The 16,694-nt window shown below is 64.0% G+C and carries 13 protein-coding genes and 2 pseudogenes; 8 read left to right on the top strand and 7 right to left on the bottom strand.

The window, feature by feature from the left end:
- Nucleotides 1-62: 62 nt before the first annotated feature.
- From ACQP1K_RS00490 to ACQP1K_RS00480, 3 genes are read right to left on the bottom strand one after another with little or no spacing between them, the layout of a single operon-like run.
- On the bottom strand, nt 63-1,607 hold the full coding sequence (locus ACQP1K_RS00490) for an N-6 DNA methylase (protein WP_433498879.1): 1,545 nt from the start codon (nt 1,605-1,607) through the stop codon (nt 63-65).
- Nucleotides 1,604-3,097: a restriction endonuclease subunit S gene (locus ACQP1K_RS00485; protein WP_433501672.1), complete on the bottom strand. Its 1,494-nt coding sequence runs from the start codon at nt 3,095-3,097 to the stop codon at nt 1,604-1,606. Before ACQP1K_RS00485 ends, ACQP1K_RS00490 begins: the two co-directional genes overlap by 4 nt.
- A complete protein-coding gene (locus ACQP1K_RS00480) occupies nt 3,097-6,615 on the bottom strand; it encodes a DEAD/DEAH box helicase family protein (protein ID WP_433498878.1) in 3,519 nt (1,172 codons plus the stop codon). Before ACQP1K_RS00480 ends, ACQP1K_RS00485 begins: the two co-directional genes overlap by 1 nt.
- 193 nt (nt 6,616-6,808) lie before the next feature.
- Between ACQP1K_RS00480 and ACQP1K_RS00475 the strand changes: the two genes are divergently transcribed.
- A complete protein-coding gene (locus tag ACQP1K_RS00475) occupies nt 6,809-7,477 on the top strand; it encodes a hypothetical protein (RefSeq protein ID WP_433498877.1) in 669 nt (222 codons plus the stop codon).
- Nucleotides 7,478-7,603: 126 nt separating this feature from the next.
- Here ACQP1K_RS00475 and ACQP1K_RS00470 read toward each other — a convergent pair.
- Both ACQP1K_RS00470 and ACQP1K_RS00465 read right to left on the bottom strand, forming a co-directional pair.
- Nucleotides 7,604-7,888: pseudogene (locus ACQP1K_RS00470) on the bottom strand (integrase core domain-containing protein); the annotation flags it as partial.
- Nucleotides 7,889-7,952: 64 nt separating this feature from the next.
- Nucleotides 7,953-8,033 (bottom strand): annotated as a pseudogene (locus tag ACQP1K_RS00465) (hypothetical protein); the annotation flags it as partial.
- 190 nt (nt 8,034-8,223) lie between these two features.
- Here ACQP1K_RS00465 and ACQP1K_RS00460 point away from each other — a divergent pair.
- Nucleotides 8,224-8,916 (top strand): AbiV family abortive infection protein, encoded by a 693-nt coding sequence (locus tag ACQP1K_RS00460; protein WP_433498876.1) that lies wholly within the window; start codon nt 8,224-8,226, stop codon nt 8,914-8,916.
- Nucleotides 8,917-8,984: 68 nt separating this feature from the next.
- On the opposite strand, the gene ACQP1K_RS00455 is transcribed toward ACQP1K_RS00460, so the two are convergent.
- Together ACQP1K_RS00455 and ACQP1K_RS00450 are read right to left on the bottom strand one after the other, a co-directional pair.
- Entirely contained in the window at nt 8,985-9,875 is an 891-nt protein-coding gene (locus ACQP1K_RS00455; protein ID WP_433498875.1) for a PIN domain-containing protein, read from the bottom strand.
- A 263-nt stretch (nt 9,876-10,138) separates the two neighbouring features.
- Nucleotides 10,139-10,438: a hypothetical protein gene (locus ACQP1K_RS00450; RefSeq protein WP_433498874.1), complete on the bottom strand. Its 300-nt coding sequence runs from the start codon at nt 10,436-10,438 to the stop codon at nt 10,139-10,141.
- A gap of 338 nt (nt 10,439-10,776) precedes the next feature.
- Here ACQP1K_RS00450 and ACQP1K_RS00445 point away from each other — a divergent pair, with 338 nt between their 5' ends.
- The 6 genes from ACQP1K_RS00445 (at nt 10,777) to ACQP1K_RS00420 (ending at nt 16,694) form a co-directional block, all read left to right on the top strand.
- Complete coding sequence (locus ACQP1K_RS00445; RefSeq protein ID WP_433498873.1) at nt 10,777-11,352, top strand: hypothetical protein; 576 nt, start codon at nt 10,777-10,779, stop codon at nt 11,350-11,352.
- 773 nt (nt 11,353-12,125) lie between these two features.
- Nucleotides 12,126-12,812, top strand: coding sequence for an SAF domain-containing protein (locus ACQP1K_RS00440; RefSeq protein WP_433498872.1), 687 nt, complete (start codon nt 12,126-12,128; stop codon nt 12,810-12,812).
- Nucleotides 12,813-13,592: a hypothetical protein gene (locus ACQP1K_RS00435; RefSeq protein WP_433498871.1), complete on the top strand. Its 780-nt coding sequence runs from the start codon at nt 12,813-12,815 to the stop codon at nt 13,590-13,592. It abuts the gene before it with no gap.
- Nucleotides 13,589-14,995 (top strand): CpaF family protein, encoded by a 1,407-nt coding sequence (locus ACQP1K_RS00430; protein WP_433498870.1) that lies wholly within the window; start codon nt 13,589-13,591, stop codon nt 14,993-14,995. The genes ACQP1K_RS00435 and ACQP1K_RS00430 overlap by 4 nt, the downstream gene beginning before the upstream one ends.
- On the top strand, nt 14,992-15,858 hold the full coding sequence (locus ACQP1K_RS00425) for a type II secretion system F family protein (protein WP_433498869.1): 867 nt from the start codon (nt 14,992-14,994) through the stop codon (nt 15,856-15,858). Before ACQP1K_RS00430 ends, ACQP1K_RS00425 begins: the two co-directional genes overlap by 4 nt.
- Complete coding sequence (locus tag ACQP1K_RS00420; protein WP_433498868.1) at nt 15,855-16,694, top strand: hypothetical protein; 840 nt, start codon at nt 15,855-15,857, stop codon at nt 16,692-16,694. Before ACQP1K_RS00425 ends, ACQP1K_RS00420 begins: the two co-directional genes overlap by 4 nt.

Below are 16,694 nucleotides of genomic sequence, written 5' to 3'. Positions count from 1 at the left end.
GTGTTGGGGCCACTGCTTGCGCTGATAGTCTGCTTGTGGTTAACTTTCCGCTGGTTGGCGGCCTAACTGTCGGCATTCAAAGCTTTAGCGATGGCCTCGATCTGCGTTAGTGCGGATTTCAATTCTTGGACAATCGAGCTTGCTATCTCTTGTGTCGAGAGCTGCATGGCGGCATCCCCATCGCCACCCCGTGACCACGTGATGTCGAGATTTACTTTCTCTCGCTCGAGTAGCTCCAGGTATGTGAACGGCTTGAAACGCTCAGTCTGTACCCGCCCCTCTCGTGGATGTCCCGGCATATAGCAATCGACGAAGTCCTTCAGATGCTCGCGGCGTAGTGGTCGTTGCTTAAGAGTGAAGTTCTCACCGGTCCGGAAGTCGTATACCCACAGTTTGGATGTCCACGGCTTTTCTGAGGGACGCTTGCGGTCGAAGAAGAGGACGTTAGCCTTGACCCCGCCGGCATAAAAGATGCCGGTTGGCAGACGGAGCAGCGTGTGGACGTCGTACTCCTTCAGCAATCTGCGCCGGATCGTTTCGCCGGCGCCTCCCTCAAAGAGCACGTTGTCGGGGAGGACGACAGCAGCGCGGCCATCGATCTTCATCAGCTTGGCGATATGCTGCAAGAAGTTTAGCTGCTTGTTCTTCGTAGTGACCCAGAAGTCGCGGCCGGAGTAGACAGCCTCGTCTTTGACTACCTTCCCGTCCTCGCCTAGGACTGTGATCGCCGATTTTTGGCCGAACGGCGGATTGGCCAACACGAGTGATGCCCGGACCTTTGGCTCGCTGAGTAGCGCGTCACCGACCTCGATGATCTCCTGGTTGCCGCTCGGAACCACACCGTGGGTGAGCATGTTCATGGCAGCGAGGCGCGCCGTGCCCCGCACCAGCTCCACTCCGTGGAACGCCTGTCCATGGATGATCCGGTTGCGCTGGTCGGGGTTGAGCGACTCCATCGGGTACACACGGCGCAGATACTCGTTGGCCAGCAGCAGGAAGCCGCCGGTGCCACAGGCCGGATCGACGATGGTGTCCTCCGGCGCGGGCTGCACACAGTCGATCATGGCACGGATCAGAGGACGCGGTGTGAAGTACTGCCCCGCGCCCGACTTTACGTCGCTCGCGCTGCGGGCCAGCAGCTCTTCGTAGGCATCGCCCTTGACATCGACGCCTTCCTTGGACCACTGGATCTTTCCGATCAGATCCTTGATGAGTCGCTCCAGCAGCGCGGTCGCCTGGATCTTGTTTTGGGCGCCGAGGAAGATGAGCCTGAACATCCCAGGACGCTTGCCGAGGTCCTCCAGCACATGCTCGTAGTACTTCTTGAGCTCTTCGCCCTTCTTGCTTGCGAGCGTGTCCCAGTCGATTCCAACAGGCAGGACGCGATTCGGCTTGCCCTTGCGTGCAAGCTTCTTTTCCTGCTCGTCCATCATCTTGAGGAACAGCAGGTACGTGAGCTGCTCGACGTAGTCGATCGCGGGGACGCCTGCGTCCCGGAGCACATCGCAGTAGCTCCACAGCTTGTCCACCAGCGAACGTGTCAGCGCCGCCGTCTCGCGCGACTCGGCGTCCGACATCTCTGCCGGACCTTCGGTGAGCGTGGTCACGCGGTCAACCCCTCCTGCTGGAACAAAGCTTCCTGCTTCCCTGTATGACCGGCGCCCACCGTAGTCGGGGGCATCGACAGGGACTTGGTAGCTGTAAAGCCGCCACCTTCGGCATCTTTCTGTGCCAGATCACCCGATCCCGCACGGCTTGCGCGAGCCGTACGGCGTGGACGTTTGGCTCGGAGAGCTTCACGTTGAGGCTGGTTTCGCTTCAACAACTCCGCTGCGGGCTCTTCGGTCGGGTCTTGATGCACGAGCCGGCCGCTGAACGCGTCGGCGAGCAGTCTGCTCCGCAGGGCCCCAGCGCGTTCCTCTACACGATTGAGCTGCGAAGCAAGGAGATCAATGTCAGCGAGCCTCCCCCTGACTTGTTTTACGATCTGTCGTTGCTCTTCGAGTGGCGGTACAGGGAACTCCACGGCCTTGAACCGGCCAGCTGATAGGTGTGCGATGTTGGTCGTGATCCGGGTCTCCTGCATGAAGCGACCCGCGTGCATATGACGCCGAAAGACGATCAGCGCCCATTCCGGATCGACTTCCGGCCCTGCTCGGAACCGTAACAGGCTATTGGTAAAGGCGACTCCCTTAGGCTCACCTCGGTACATCGCAGGACGACCAAGATATTCGGGGCTCTGCCCCTCATTCAAAAGAATGTCTCCTTCAGAAAGGCGGTATCGCTCGAAAACTTCTGGCGGGAAGTCCATCTCCATAAGGTCGCCGGTATCGATCCGATCCTCAAAGACGTTCGCCACCCGAAGGTAGGGGCGCATGTTTGGACCGGAGTGCCAGTCAGGGTGCCGTTGGCGCCCTAGATCGACGTCGCCGACATCTTTAACGACAAACGTTTTCCAGTGCGCAGGGCAGGGGAACGGAACTGCCTCAACAAGAATCCGCTTCGTGAGTAGCTTCAGCTTCTGAAGACTGGAATCGATCACACGGTCGACGAGGTCAAGGCGAGAGAGGTGACCATCGAGCGCTGTCACAATCCGCTGTTGCTCCGTGTAAGGCGGGATTGGAACAGGTAATTGTTTGATCACGGAGAGACTGATGGAGGCCAGGTTAGTAGTTTGCTTACCGTTTGCCTCGAACCACTCCTGAGCGCACTCATTAGCAAACCAGGCGAGGAGCTTCGGGTGTAGAACATCGCCATAGAGACGAGCGCGGAACACGTGATTCTGGTGGATGCACTCCGGGATTTGTCCTTCCCATACCCACCCTCTACCTAACTTGTCGCGATCCCCACCCTCGTTGAGTAGTACATCGCCCGACTGAAGCCGAAGGCGCTCAGCCGTCGCTTCGGGAACTCGAATTTCTGCGACCGATCCGAGGTCAAGGCGACCACGCTGAACGTTGGCGACTCGAAGATAAGGCACGAGCGGAAGCGCAGGATCGGACTGTTTTTTCGTGTCCTTGGTCACGCCTCCGACTACTTCGGCTATCTCGCCAAGGGTTGCCCATGCCCAAGAATCCGGAACTGAGAGCAGAGGCATCATGCAGTGAGTTCCCTTGTTAGCTCATCGAGGATGGTGGCAGCGCGGGCGCCGAAGGCATCGTAGAAGCCGTCCTCGCCTCCGCGCAGGTCGAACGGCGCGTATTCGAGGACGTCATCGGCGATCTCGGCGCTGTTCACGACGATCTCGCACAGCCGGTCCAGGAACCAGCGCTGTATTGGGGAGAAGGGGCCTTCTGCGGCCTCGTGCCTGGCGAGCCAGGTGGCGTACCGCTCCTCGACGATACTCCGGAACGGACGTAACTCGGAGTCGAGTTGCAGTTCGTACCGGAGGATGGAGACAAGATCGGTAGACTTGGCCTCGTGCCCCGGCGCCGTGACACGCACGCCGGATTCCTCGTAGCACTGCCACAGATGGACGACGTTTCCAACGAGCGGGATCCGCTCTACTCGACGCGTCAGCTCACTCACTTCGGCCCAGGAGATCCGCGCCGTGCCGCTCCCCTGTAGCGCCTGCATCAGCTCGATGGAGTCGCGGTGCTGGTGAAGGTGGGTCCGGAATGACTCCACCGCCAGGTGTGCGATCTGCTCGCGAGGTACTTCTTCCGCGTGCGTGGTCTCGTCGCGGCTGAGGTCGTCGATCAGCTGGTCGTGCTTTTGGCGGATGTCGATGATCCGGTCGCGTAGCTCCGGATTGTCTGCCAGTGGCCGGGCGGCCTCCCGAAGTCGCTCGACTACCGCTTCCTCCCCACCCTGATCTGCGGTCTGGGTCAGCCCCTGGCTGTCCACAGCGGCGGCGAGACGCCGTACGAGGTCCCGCAGGCTCGTGCCCTGGCCCACGTGAGCGAGTTCATCTCGCTCAGCATCGGTGATCTGACGGTCGAGGGCGTCCAGCCGAGAAGCCAGCGTCGCGGTCTGGTCCTCGTCCAGGGAGAGCTTGGCCGCTCGTGAGAGCAACTGCCGAAGGCTGAGCCGGTTCTGTGGGTCGCGATTAAGCGGAGTGGCCTGGCACAGGGGGTGGTCGGTAACGCCGACGGCATCCACGATGACGAAGCGATCCTTGGTCCGGACACCCTTATCAGGGGTGACGGCCTGGAAGTCGTCCGCATCGATGGTGCGGCAGCCTCTGCCCTTCATCTGCTCGAAGTAGACGGCGCTCTTCACGCTGCGCATGAAGAACACGCACTCCAAGGGCTTGACGTCGGTCCCGGTAGCGATCATGTCGACGGTTACCGCGATCCGCAGCTCCGGACTGGTCCGCAAGCGCTGCAGCAGGTCCTTGGGATCGTCGCCGGCCAGCTTCGACTTGTAGGTGATCTTCGCGCAGAAGTCGTTGCCCTTACCGAACACGTCACGCACGATCTGTACGATGTCGTCGGCGTGGGAGTCGTCCTGGGCGAAGATGAGCGTCTTGGGGACCGACTCGGTGTAGTTCGGGAACATCTGGGCCAGGACCCGGTCCCGATAGGTCTCGATCACTGTACGGATCTGGTCCTTGGCGACCACCGAACGGCCGATTTCCTGGGCCGTGTAGGTGTAGTCCTCCTCCAGTTCCTCGTACCACTGCATGCGGGTGCGGCGGTCGCGCTTGGGAACGACGGTCCGGCTGCCGTCCTCGTCGAGCGCGGGGATCGTCGAGCCGCTCTCTCCGATCTTCGTCTTGATCCGGAACACCGCGAAGTCGACATTGACGCGATCAGCGACCGACTGCTCGTAGGTGTATTCGCTGACCGGTTCACCGAAGAAGGCGAGAGACTGCGCGGTGGGGGTAGCGGTCAGGCCGACGACAGGAGCGTCGAAGTACTGGAGAACCGCCCGCCACCGGCCGAAGATCGATCGGTGGCACTCGTCGACGACGATCAGATCGAAGGTCTCGGGCGGCAAGTCCTTGTTGTAGACGGCGTCCATCGGGCGCGGCGGCTCGAAGTCGTCCACATCCTGATCGTCGGCATCCCCGGCCGGCAGCGGTTGGCCGGTCAGCGCGCGGTAAAGCCGCTGAATCGTGGTCACTACTACGCTGGCCGATGACAGCACAGTGCCGCCCGATAGCCGCTGGACGTTGTAGTCCTCACCGAGAGTCTGTCCGCTGGCGGTGACATAGCGGGCGAACTCGGCAGCCGCTTGGTCGCCCAGGTTGTTCCGGTCCACCAGGAACAGGACCCGCTTGGCTTCGCCGTACTTGAAGAGCCGGTAGGCGAGCGTGACCGCGGTGAAGGTCTTCCCCGCACCAGTTGCCATCTGGACCTGGGCCCGCTGGCGGTTCTGCTTGAGGTGACGTTCAATCCCCTTGATTGCCTCGGCCTGTGCAGGACGTAGACCATCGGTGTCAAGGTCGGGCATGACGCGGAGCCGGGCCCGGAAAGTGGGGGCCTCGGGCTTCTCCTCGGCCTCGGTCATCCACCGCGCAATGGTCTCCGGGCGGTGAAAGGAGAACACCTCCCGCGACCGTGGCTCTGGATCGAGGGTGCATGTGAAGCGCGTCTCGATGCCGGTGCTCTCGTAGCGGAACGGCAACGGCTCATCGCGCCGCCAGACCGCCATGCGGAAATCGCCGGGGATAGCGGCAGCGTAGTCGCCGGACTGCCACTCGACACCGGTCAGCGGCGTTCCTTCGCGCTTGGCTTCGATGACGCCGACGATCTTGTGATCGACATACAGAACGTAGTCGGCACGCTTACGCCCGATGGGGAACTCCCGGACAGCCACACCACGTCCAGCACCAAGGTCGAGAGCCGCTTGGTCCTGTACGATCCAGCCCGCCTCGGCGAGCATCTGGTCGATGTTGCGCCGGGTCTGAGCCTCGGTGAGCGGCGCACCCTGGCGAGCCCGTTGCGCGATGGCCTCTCGTGTCGTCGGGCGAACCCTCACCGGCGTGGCGGCCTTGCGCTCGAACTCCGACTTGAGGGTGTCGAGCTGTGCTTCGAGAGCTTGGACCTGGGCCGCGACTGCATCCCGCTCGGCCCGGGCGCGGGCGAGTTCCTCCTCGGCCGCTCGCTTGGCTACCGCCTCCGCCTGCTCCCGAGTTCGGGTGCCATCCAGCACAAGCTTGGCCTCGACCAGTTCGGTCTTGAGGCGTTCCAGCTCTGCCAGGAGGTCAGCGTTGGTGATGGACGCCGGAGGCGTGGGGGGCACGAAGGCGACGAGCTCTCGCCGCCCGCTGATTGCTCGATGCAGCAGCAAACCGAGCTGGAAGCAGCGTTCGAGACACCGCAGGGCTGTAGGTACGTGAGCGGCGTGAGCATGCACGGCCGCGTTGCCCGACCGTCGGATCTCATGGAAGGCGTTCGCCACGTTCGGCGTGATGACATCAGCGCGACTCAGAGCATTGATGCGATCCACCAGATCGTGGCCGGCCACCGGGATCCCCGTAGCCTGGACCATGACGGCTGTGAGCACTTCGATGAACTGGCGGCACTTGACGAGAGCACCGTTGGGATCGGTGAAGACGATTGCTTCCGCGCCCGCTCCGTAGACCACCAGGAGCGGTTCATGCTGAAGCAGGAAGCCGAAGTTTGCTGAATGGTCTGCAAGACCGCGGAAGCGTGGATCGTCTCCCACCCTCGGCCCTTCCGTCCCTTACCTCGATCGCCACTGATCAGTCTGCACGATGACGTGGGCGGCTTTCGTGACATACGGGTCATCTCAGGCCGTCCGCTTCGGGCACAATCTGATCACGAATTCCCCGCGAAGCCCAACCCCCGGTTGGGCATACTGCTTACGCACTGACAGCCACTCTCCGCGAGGACGATACGTGCCGGACTATCCCTCCAAGACTCAGGCGTTTCTCGACTTCGAGCGGAATCTGGAGTACGCGAAGCAACTCGTTCAAGCCGGCCAGCATCTCGAGGCGATTGGCGTCACGTCCTTCGATGTGGGGGACCTGTACCGAGCGGCGTGGGTCCAAGCTGTCGCTGCGCTGGACCACTGGGTCCACCAGGAGGTCTACCACCGAGCCATCCTGCTGGCGCAGCAGCCCGGCATCCCCAAGCCGCGGAAGTTTCGCGAGTTCACCGTGCCCATGGATCTCTTCGAGGACGTCCACCACGGCACCGTTCCCCTTGACCAGGCGTTACGCCGGCACCTGCGGCAGGTAATAGGCCGGAGAACCTTCCAAGGACCCGAAGACATCAAAGACGGGTTCGCCATCATCAGCGACGTCGCACTCTGGGACAACGCTGCTAAAGCAGTCAGCGAGGAACTTCCCGACGGGGCGAAGCGCCTCACCGCCAAGGAAGTCAAGCAGATGCTTGGCGCGATCGTGTGGCGGCGAAACAAGATCACTCATGAGTCTGATCGAGACCCAGACGACGACGACCGTAAGCGCCCGATCAGCTCTTCTTCAGCGATGGATGCTGTCGAAACGCTGGAGGTGATCGCCGCCGCGATCCTCGTGGCCGTCGATCGCGATCCTCGACCCTGAGTCGGGACAAGGATGCCGATCACGGCGAAAGCTTGACGGATGGTCTTTGTGGCCCCGTGCCGGATGTCTCGGCAGCGACCCACCTAGAGCTCCACATGAACCGCGCCGAGTTTCGTGGAGGCCGGGTTAACTGGCTGGGGTGAGGATAGCCGGGTCGGTTTGTGTTTGGTAGTGGGCCTCGAATTCGGCTGGCGGGAGGTCGTTGCAGGCGCTGTGGAGGCGCCGGTTGTTGTACCAGTCGACCCATTCCATGGTGGCGATCTCGACGTCATCCAGGCCGTTCCAGGGGTCGCGCCGGTGGATAAGTTCGGTCTTGTACAGCCCTATGGTGCTTTCGGCCAGGGCGTTGTCGTAGCTGTCCCCACGGGAGCCGACCGAGCAGACCGCCCCGGCGCCCGCGAGGCGCTCGGTGCGAGGTACCCGGCCGCTGCCCCTCATCGACTTCGGCCTGGCGTACCCACCCGCGCAGCGCCTCGCGATGGACGCCGAGCTGGTCGGCCACCCGGGCGATCGCGCCGGGGGCGCCGCCGGTCTGCCGGCGGACCTCAAACACCATGCGCACCGCGCGCTCGCGAAGCTCTTGGGGGTACTTCCTCGGGGCTGGCATCGTGTCGTCGTTCTCCCTTCCGCCAGCAGATGATGCTGGCCTCAGGGCCTCCACGAAAGTCGGAGTGGTTCAACATTCTTCGGTTGACCCAGCCTGTCAACACCGGACTTGGCGCAGGTTTCAAGGGCACACTGAAGCAATGGTGGAGATGCGCCCAGATGAGGCACGTGAGTTCTGGAAGGCGTTGATGGACAACGCCTCCTCCCTGATCGTCGATGCCCGATGTCTGCTCTTCGCAGGCTCATACGGGCGCGCACGATCGCTCACCGTCCTGGCACAGGAAGAGCTCGGTAAAGCGCTCTGGGTCTACGAAGCCTTCCAGGACGCCTGGAACCAGGGAGACCAGACACCCCGCACAGTAGACGCACTTGCTCAGTACGGGCTGAGCCACACAAGGAAGTACCTCCAGGCTGTCGTTTTCGGTGACGAACTCGCCGAGTTCTGGGGTGACTACAACGCCATGCGCGACCTGGGGACGGACCAGGAGGCGGGCAGGCAACGGCAGGAGGAGGCTGCGGCCGCAGCCAGCGAGGCCAACCGTGCCAAGCAGCGAGGCTTCTACGTTGACCGCCAAAGCGACGGAACCGTCCTCTCGCCCACAGCGATCCCGGCCGGAACGACAGCGAAGGACCTGCAGACCGCCGCGCAGGTGATCGAGATGCTGCTCATCCGTGACCACTCCCGGATGAAGTTCGAAGCCATCATGCCGTACGACAGCATGCACCCTCAGCAGTTCCGCCTGCTCCCCGTTTCGCACCCCGAGGAGTGGACGGCTGCCTCGGAACTGCCCAGCCCAGAAGCCGAGGAGAACGACTACAGGACTGCGCAGTAGAGGGAATTCGACCACAGTCCTCCTCGCGGTCGGCTGGTGTCACCCCTCACTTACAGCGTTCTCCACGCTCAGGGGAGTTCGATGTAAGGGAGGCCGACTGCGGCGAGTTTGGTCTGCAGGTTCAGATCACCGGTCGCGGCGTACAAGGCTGATCCTGGGTGAGCGGACTGGAGCAGCAACGTCGAGGCGACGAAGCGATCGTCGGGGACGTCGAGGTTCAGCCAGCTCGGGAGATCGTCGCCGGCGGGTTCCACGTGCTCGAAGACCGCGTGGACGTCTCCGGCGACACGGACGCCGGTAAGGACGTCACCGTTGGCGCGCAGGCCCTTAAGTCGCCGGTCAGCGCGTTTGGCGCTGTCGCGGACGTCCTGGTTGCGGCCGTTACGCTTCAGGTCGTCGATTTCACGCAAGACCACCGGCAGCAAATGGACCATGTAGCGGCCTCCCAAGATTGCCGTGTGAACGGCAAGGTTGGGATCGTCGAGGAGAGTGTTGGTGTCGACGGTCAACCGTACCCTGAAGTCGTCGGGCGGCAGCAGCGTGAGAAGGCGGGTCAGGACGTCGAAGGTTTCCTCAAGCTGCTGCCGGGCTTGCTCGATGGAGGCCGGAACGCCATGGGAGCCGGGTTCGCGGACCAGCCAGTTATGAAGTCGTTCAAGCGCCTCGTACATGCTCTGCTCGACTTCGGGAGTGGCGTGAGGGAACAGCAGACGGAATCGCGGGTTCCAGGCGCGGAACCGTCCCAGCAACGCCATACGTGCGCTTTGCAGATCGTCGTCGCTGGGCGCCCACCCCCAAATGGGAAAACCGATGAAATCCCCCCATTCCGAGTGCGTCCGATTGAGATCGATGTTCACGACAGCGGAGTCGTCGACGACCGCGCGGAAGTCGCCGCGCATCGCCTCTAGCTCTGCAGTCAGCCGCTCCCGATAGGTGGGACGGGCGGTCTTGGAACTCATGGCTCCCCATCCTGACCTCTACACACCAGCCGCGCAGCTGGGTTTCCCGCCGCCGCACCCTCTCAACCGCCTGTCTACATCGGGCGCTACCGCCAAAATCCGGTCCGATCCCCCAAAGGCCAGTACCTCGGCTTCCACCACACGACCACCACCCGCGTCGCGATCGAGGTCGGCAAGACCTGGACTCGCTACACGCCATGCGACCACACACAGTGACCGCCGTCTCCCTGGTGCAGACGAATACGCTCATCGGTTACGCGAGCTCATCGGTCTCGACTCCCGTGGCGAACTGGCGTAGTGCGTTTGGCCATCTTGATCAGGCCGGGGTCTTCGATCGGCATGTGGCCGCAGCGGTCCAGCATGACCAGGTGCTTGTCGACCGTGAGCCGGTCGAAGAAGGGCATGCTCAGCTGGACGGGCGTCCACTGGTCGGCGGCCGGGTGCAGCATCAGCACCGGGCAGGCGGTGAAGTCCGCGGGTTCGGTTTCGGGAGCCGAGGCCAGGTAGGTGCGCAGGAACCGCAGCGCGACCCGGGTGCCGCCGCCGAAGCGATCGCGCGCCACCGCCGCGTTCAGACATCGCCGGCATCCGGGCCGGTCTGCCCCCTAAGGCATGGCCGATCTACCACCACAAACGCGAAACGATCGACGCCCACCTGACGGTCGATCGCGATCCTCGGCCCTGGGCCGGGACGAGGTTGCCGATCACGGGCGAAAGCTTGACGGATGGTCTTTGTGGCCCCCTGCCGGATGTCTTGGCAGTGACCCACCTGGCGCTCCACATTCTTCGGTTGACCCGTCCTGTCAACAGGTAGCACCCACGGAGCCTTGATATCTCCTTTGCCACGCCCTTAAGCTACTGTGAGCAATCACTCAAATGCGAAGAGTAAAGGCGCGAGTTGATGGTGATGCGTTCACCAGGCGACCGGCTATGGGGAGGCGCTGCCTGTCTGGCGGTGGTTCTTTTCGTCGCGGCCTGTCAGGCAGGGGATGGCTCCGTCCTGCCGCCTCGCCCCGCTTCGGGAACTCCAACTCCTGCTGTCGTCCAGTCGCCATCGGTTAGGCCACACGACGCCGTCCTGAAGACATATGTCAAGTACTGGAAGGTCCTTTCTGCGGCTGGCAAATCCTCTCCAGAAGAGGGGCGCGCGCTGCTCAGGCCGTATGTCCAGGGTGCCTATCTCGACCACCTCGTTGACGGCATCCGTCAGATGACCGAACAGGGCCAGGAGCCGTACGGCGAGGTGGTCCCTCGGGTTAAGGAGGTGCGTGTCGGTGAAAAGCGCGCGGAGGTCACCGACTGCCAGGACACCTCCATGGCGGGGATGGCCGACCGACGTACTCACCAGCTAATCCCCGGTACGACCAAGAAGGCGACGGCGAACATCACAGCCTCGCTGGAGCAGTCCTCGGATGGGCGGTGGCGTCTCACGGGGCTGAGCATGAAGGAGGCGGCATGTACGCCACTCTCGCGCTGAGTCCGCTTCTCGCGGCCTTCGTCTTCGGGGTTCACACGCCCTCGGACGGTGATTACGGCGCCCATCCATGGGGAAACGGCTGGGTCGTATACGGCCGCCACGAGATAGGGCAGCCCAGTCAACCCGTGTCCGACAGGAGCGGCAGTGATGGAAGCCTGATCAAGTGCCGTACGATCGGGGGCGAGAACGGGATCAGCTATCTCCAGTGCAAGCGCGGGCCCGACGGCCAGCGGAACGTCTTTCAGGGCATTACCCCTGGGGATCCGGCTGCACCTGCCATAACTCCCGAGGTGCTCCTCCAGCAGGCGGTTCGGCAGCTCACGCCTCCTGCCCCGCAGGTTGCGACCGCCCCGCCTCGGGGCAAGGACGGGCTGGTCGGTCTCCCGCACTTCTTCTGGGTGGAACGAAGCCATTGGCACCCGATCAGTAAGCGAGTCACATCGGGACCGGTATGGGCGGAGGCCACTGCTACCCCGACAGCCCTGGTCATCAGTCCTGGTGCTGGCCAGACCGAGTTCTCCTGCAACGGCCCGGGGAGGCCGTACGACCGGACGGAGCTCGCAAGCAGGCAGAAGAGCGATTGCGCATACCTGTTCACCCGATCGAGCGCGAGGCTGCCCGGCTCGCACTACCGAGTGACCGTCTCCATCAGGTGGACGGCCACCTGGAGCGGGTCCGGCGGAGCGGGCGGAACGCTCGCCCCGAGGACGACTTCTACAACCTTCCCGCTGAGGATCGCCGAAGGCCAGGCGTTGATCCAGAGGAGCTCCTGAATGGTCCGCAAGACTGTGCCTGCCCCTCCCCAGCAAGCCGGTAATGGCGTTGTTCCGCCAGCCCAGGTGCCGAAGCTCTCGGCGCAACCGCGACAGCGCCGCCGAGGCTGGCTGCTCTTCGGCGTGCTCGTGGTCACCGGCGGTGGAGCACTCGGCTATCACACCGTCAACGGCCTGGATGCTCGGGTGCCGGTCCTCGTGATGGCCCACGATGTCTCGCTGGGCCAGCAGCTGACGGCGCGCGACATCACCACCACGATGGTGGGCGTCGACGACCTCGTCGCGACGGTTCCTGCCGGCGAACTTCAGCGCGTGATCGGGATGCGAGCAGCCGTCGACCTCGTGGGGGGCATGCTCGTGCAGCCCAAACTGCTCACCGATCAGCTCACCCCGCTGAGCGGCCAGCAGCTTGTTCCCGTAGCGGTGAAGCCGAGCCGGCTGCCGGCCCGTGGACTCCGTCCAGGAGACTCCATCCTCGTCGTGACTGCTCCAGACGGCCAGGGCATGCCGACGACCAAGTCATCTGCCATGCCCCGCATCGAAGCTGTCGTCGATCAGGTGAAAGGGCCGGACACCGACGGCTTGGTGGTCGTCGATCTCATCGTCAGCACGACAGAAGGTGCCGAGCTCGCGGCTCGGGCCGCGGACGGCCAGGTCGCTATGGTTCTCAACCCGCGGAGGCCGTGAATGGCGATCTACACGCTGATGAGCCCAGGCGGTTCGCCGGGCGTCACCACGACCGCCCTGGCCGTCACGTACGCCTGGGGAGGTCGGACTCTCCTTGCCGAGTGTGACCCGAAGGGCGGCAGCGTCGTACAAGGCTTTCTCACGGGCCAGATCGAAGGTGTGCCGGGCGACCTGCTGGATTTCGCTCTGGCGATCGCCCATGATCCCGACCCCGGAGTCCTGTGGAAGTACGTCGTCTCTCTTGACCAGGACGTTCTGGAGTGGCTCCTGCTGCCCGGCATCAGGGATCCACGTCACGCACTCCAACTGGATAGCGCATGGGAATCGGTCGCGAACGTTCTCAAGACGGCTGCCAACGGCGTCGTCGACGTGGTGCTCGACGTGGGTCAGATCGGGGGACCTGACACCCCGATGCGGTTGATCGCAGCCTCGGACCTGGTCCTGATGCTGTTACGTCCTTCTCTCCGCCAAGTCGCGGATGCCCGGCCGCGGCTCGACGCGCTCGGCCGTCATGTAGGCACCAAGGTCCCGGTCGCGCTCTGCCTCATCGGCGAGGGGGACTACACGGCCAAGCAGATCAGCGAGGCGCTGTACGGATTGCCCGTCGTCGGCACGATTCCGCACGACCCGAAATCCGCTGCGGTTCTTTCCGATGGCAAGCAGGCCAGGCCCTCCTTCAGCCGGGCGCCGCTGATGCGCGGGGCCGCCTACCTTGCCCTGGCTATGCGCAGCCACCTTGGCACGCTCCAAGGAGCTACCGATAAGGCGGTGTCGCGATGAGCGGATGGCCACCGAGCGAGGCCTGGCCCCCGCGCTCTGCCAGCGGTTCAGGCGACCCCGTTCTGCTCGCCCGTACGGCGGCAAGTCCCGTCGAAGAGCTCGACAACATGGTGTTTCGAAAAGCGGTAGTCGACCTCACCGCTTCGATCGCCGACGACCTAAAGGAGACCGAGGATCGGGACGCCGCACGGCAGGTGGTCCAGGCCCGGGTGCAGCAGTGGACTCACGATCGGCTGTCCGAGGGCGACGCCGTCAGCTTCGCGACCCAGCGCCGACTCGTGCAGGCCGTCCTGGACGAGCGGTTCGAGCTCGGCGTGCTCACGACGTACGTCAGGGACAGCAGGGTCGAGAGCATCGACATCAACGGCTGCGACGAGGTCTGGATCACCTACAGCGACGGCACCTGCGAGCGAGGGCCGGCCGTGGCCGGCACCGACGACGAGCTGGTCAAGATGATCCAGATGTGGGCGCTCCACAAGAGCTACAACCCTCGCGAATTCTCCGCTGCCAACCCCTTGCTCAACACTGCCCTGAAACCTGGGGACGGAGACGACGGCGTGGGCGTACGGCTCAGCGCGACCATGGCCGTCACTCCCCGACCGTGCGCGAGCATCCGATGCCATCGCCTGGTCGACGTCACCCTCGACGACCTGCTCAAGCTCGGCACAATCAACCGTAGTCTGCATGCCTTCCTACGCGCCGCCGTGCTGGCTCGGCTGAACATCGTTATCACGGGCGGCACAGCTGCAGGAAAAACAACCATGCTGCGGGCCCTCGCCTCTGTCATCGATCCGGCTGAGCGCCTCGCCACCCTCGAGTCCGACTACGAGCTGTTTCTGGACAATCTCAAGCATCGCCACCAAAACGTGATCGCCTTCCAGGCCCGCCAGGCGAACTCCGAAGGCGCCGGCGCGGTCACCCTCAACGACCTGATCCCGCACTCCCTGCGCAAGAACATCAAGCGGATTTTCGTTGGCGAGGTGCGCTCCGACGAGATCATCCCGATGTTCGAGGCGATGAACACGGGCCACCCCGGTTCGATGTGCACGATCCACGCCGACGGCACAGAGGAGATCTTCAATCGGATCGTCATGCTCTGGACTCGCGGCGTGGGAGCCCAGACTCCACCCGCCGTCATCCACCTGAACACCGGGGAGACCATCGACCTGGTCGTGCATCTGCGTATGGACCCATCAACGAACAGCCGGTTCGTCTCGGAGGTCCTCGAGGTCATGCCACCGGCCGACAGCGAGATACCGAGCCGCAACCACGTCTTCAGCCCCACCGGGCCAGGGGGCCGCGCGATGCCGAACATCACGCCTCAGTGCCTGCCCAGGCTGAAGGCCGCCGGATTCAACCCGGCACTCCTGGACCCGTACACCGCCATGTGGGAGGGCCGGTGAACACATCAGCCCTGCTCATCGGGTTGAGCATCTCCGGCGTACTGGGCGGAGTCGCCTGCATTGTCATGGGCGTCATCGGCCAGGGAACTGATGAGCCGGTACGTCCGCCTTCTCGGTGGCCGGCAGTGCACAAGTTCCTGATCGCACGACACCGACTCATCTTGGGCTCTGTCGCTGCCGCGGTCACCGTCCTTGGACTGACCGGATGGCCTGTCGCCGCGTGCACCGCGGCAGTCGCCGTACTGGCCCTGCCGCGCGTGCTGACTGGACGCACCGCCGTACAGCAGATCCGCAAGCTTGAGGCACTCGAGCTGTGGACCCGCCGCCTTGCTGATCTGCTCGTAGCTGGGCGCGCGCTGGAGCAGGCCCTGGAGCAGAGTGCTGCCCGCAATGTCCCGCCCGAGATCGCCGGCCCGGTGTCGTCGCTCGCGCGCCGACTCCGCGTGGCTCGGATGCCCACGGAGGAGGCACTTCGGCTCTTCGCGGACGAGTTGGACGATCCGGTTGGGGACCGAATTGCTGCCGCCCTCATCCTGGTCGCCCGTAGACGAGGCAAGGGCGCCAGCGCCGTACTGCACCAGCTCGCCGAGCTGGTCGCCAGGGATGTGAGCGATCGACGAGAGGTAGAAGCCGCTCGGGCTGAGCACCGCACGACGGTGCGTTGGATCATCGGCATCGTCGTCGCCTTCACCGCGATAGCGGTTATCCAGCGGTCCTATGCCGCTCCCTTCGGGACGCCGATTGGTCAGACCGTACTGGCCGTCGTGGTCGCCTTCTACGGCGCGGCGCTGTCGTGGTTGCACCGCCTCGGCAGCGCCGCTGTAGGCCACCGCTTTCTCACAGACACAGGGAGGGGACGATGAGCCTTCCGGCGGTGGCAGCAGGAGCGCTGATCGGCCTCGGCCTGATCGCTGTCGCATCAGAGCTCTTCCCCGGTCCTCCGCGTTTGGACGATGCTCTCGCACGGCTCGACGGAGTCCGCCGTCCTGGCCCCGTGGGCCGGCTCACCCTACTCATGGCGCGCTTTCCCGTGCCGCGTGACGACCTCGCGCTCCTCGGGATCAGCGTCGAGCGCTTCACCCTCCAGCGCGTCGCCTTTCTGCTGTTCGGTCTGCTCCTGCCTCTCCCGCTGAGTCTGGTGTGCGCGGCGGTCGGCCTTCCCCTGCCCTGGCCTGTGCCCACCGGAGCAGGACTGCTCACAGGTGTTCTGTTCGCTCTGGTTCCTGACTACGCCGCTCGCAGCCAGGCGCGCGAGCGCCGCCAGGAGTTCCGTGCGGCGCTGGCCACCTACCTCGACATGGTCGCGCTGGAGCGGGCTGCCGGTGCGGGCCCTCCCCAAGCGCTTCAGGCACCGGCAGAGGTGTGTACGGGCTGGGTATTCGGCCGCATCGCTCAGGTCCTGGATCACGCCAGGCGCGCTGGCGAGCAGCCCTGGCGAGGCCTCGCCCTGCTGGGGGAGCAGGTGGGAATTCCGGAGCTCTCCGAGCTCGCGGATATCGCCGAGGACGCCGGCACCGAGGGGGTCCAGGTGCTATCCACGTTGCTCGCCAAAGCCCAGTCCATGCGCACCACAGCGCTGACCGATGCCAGAGCCCGTGCCAACAGCCGTACCAGCGAGATGCCCGTCGCCATTGGCATCTCGGTCTTCGGATTCTTGGTGCTCGTCTGCTTCCCCGCCGTCTACCGGATCATGAGCTGA

Source organism: Sphaerimonospora sp. CA-214678, from assembly GCF_050942215.1.
Taxonomy (GTDB): domain Bacteria; phylum Actinomycetota; class Actinomycetes; order Streptosporangiales; family Streptosporangiaceae; genus Sphaerimonospora.
This window is presented reverse-complemented; position numbering and strand designations above follow the sequence as displayed.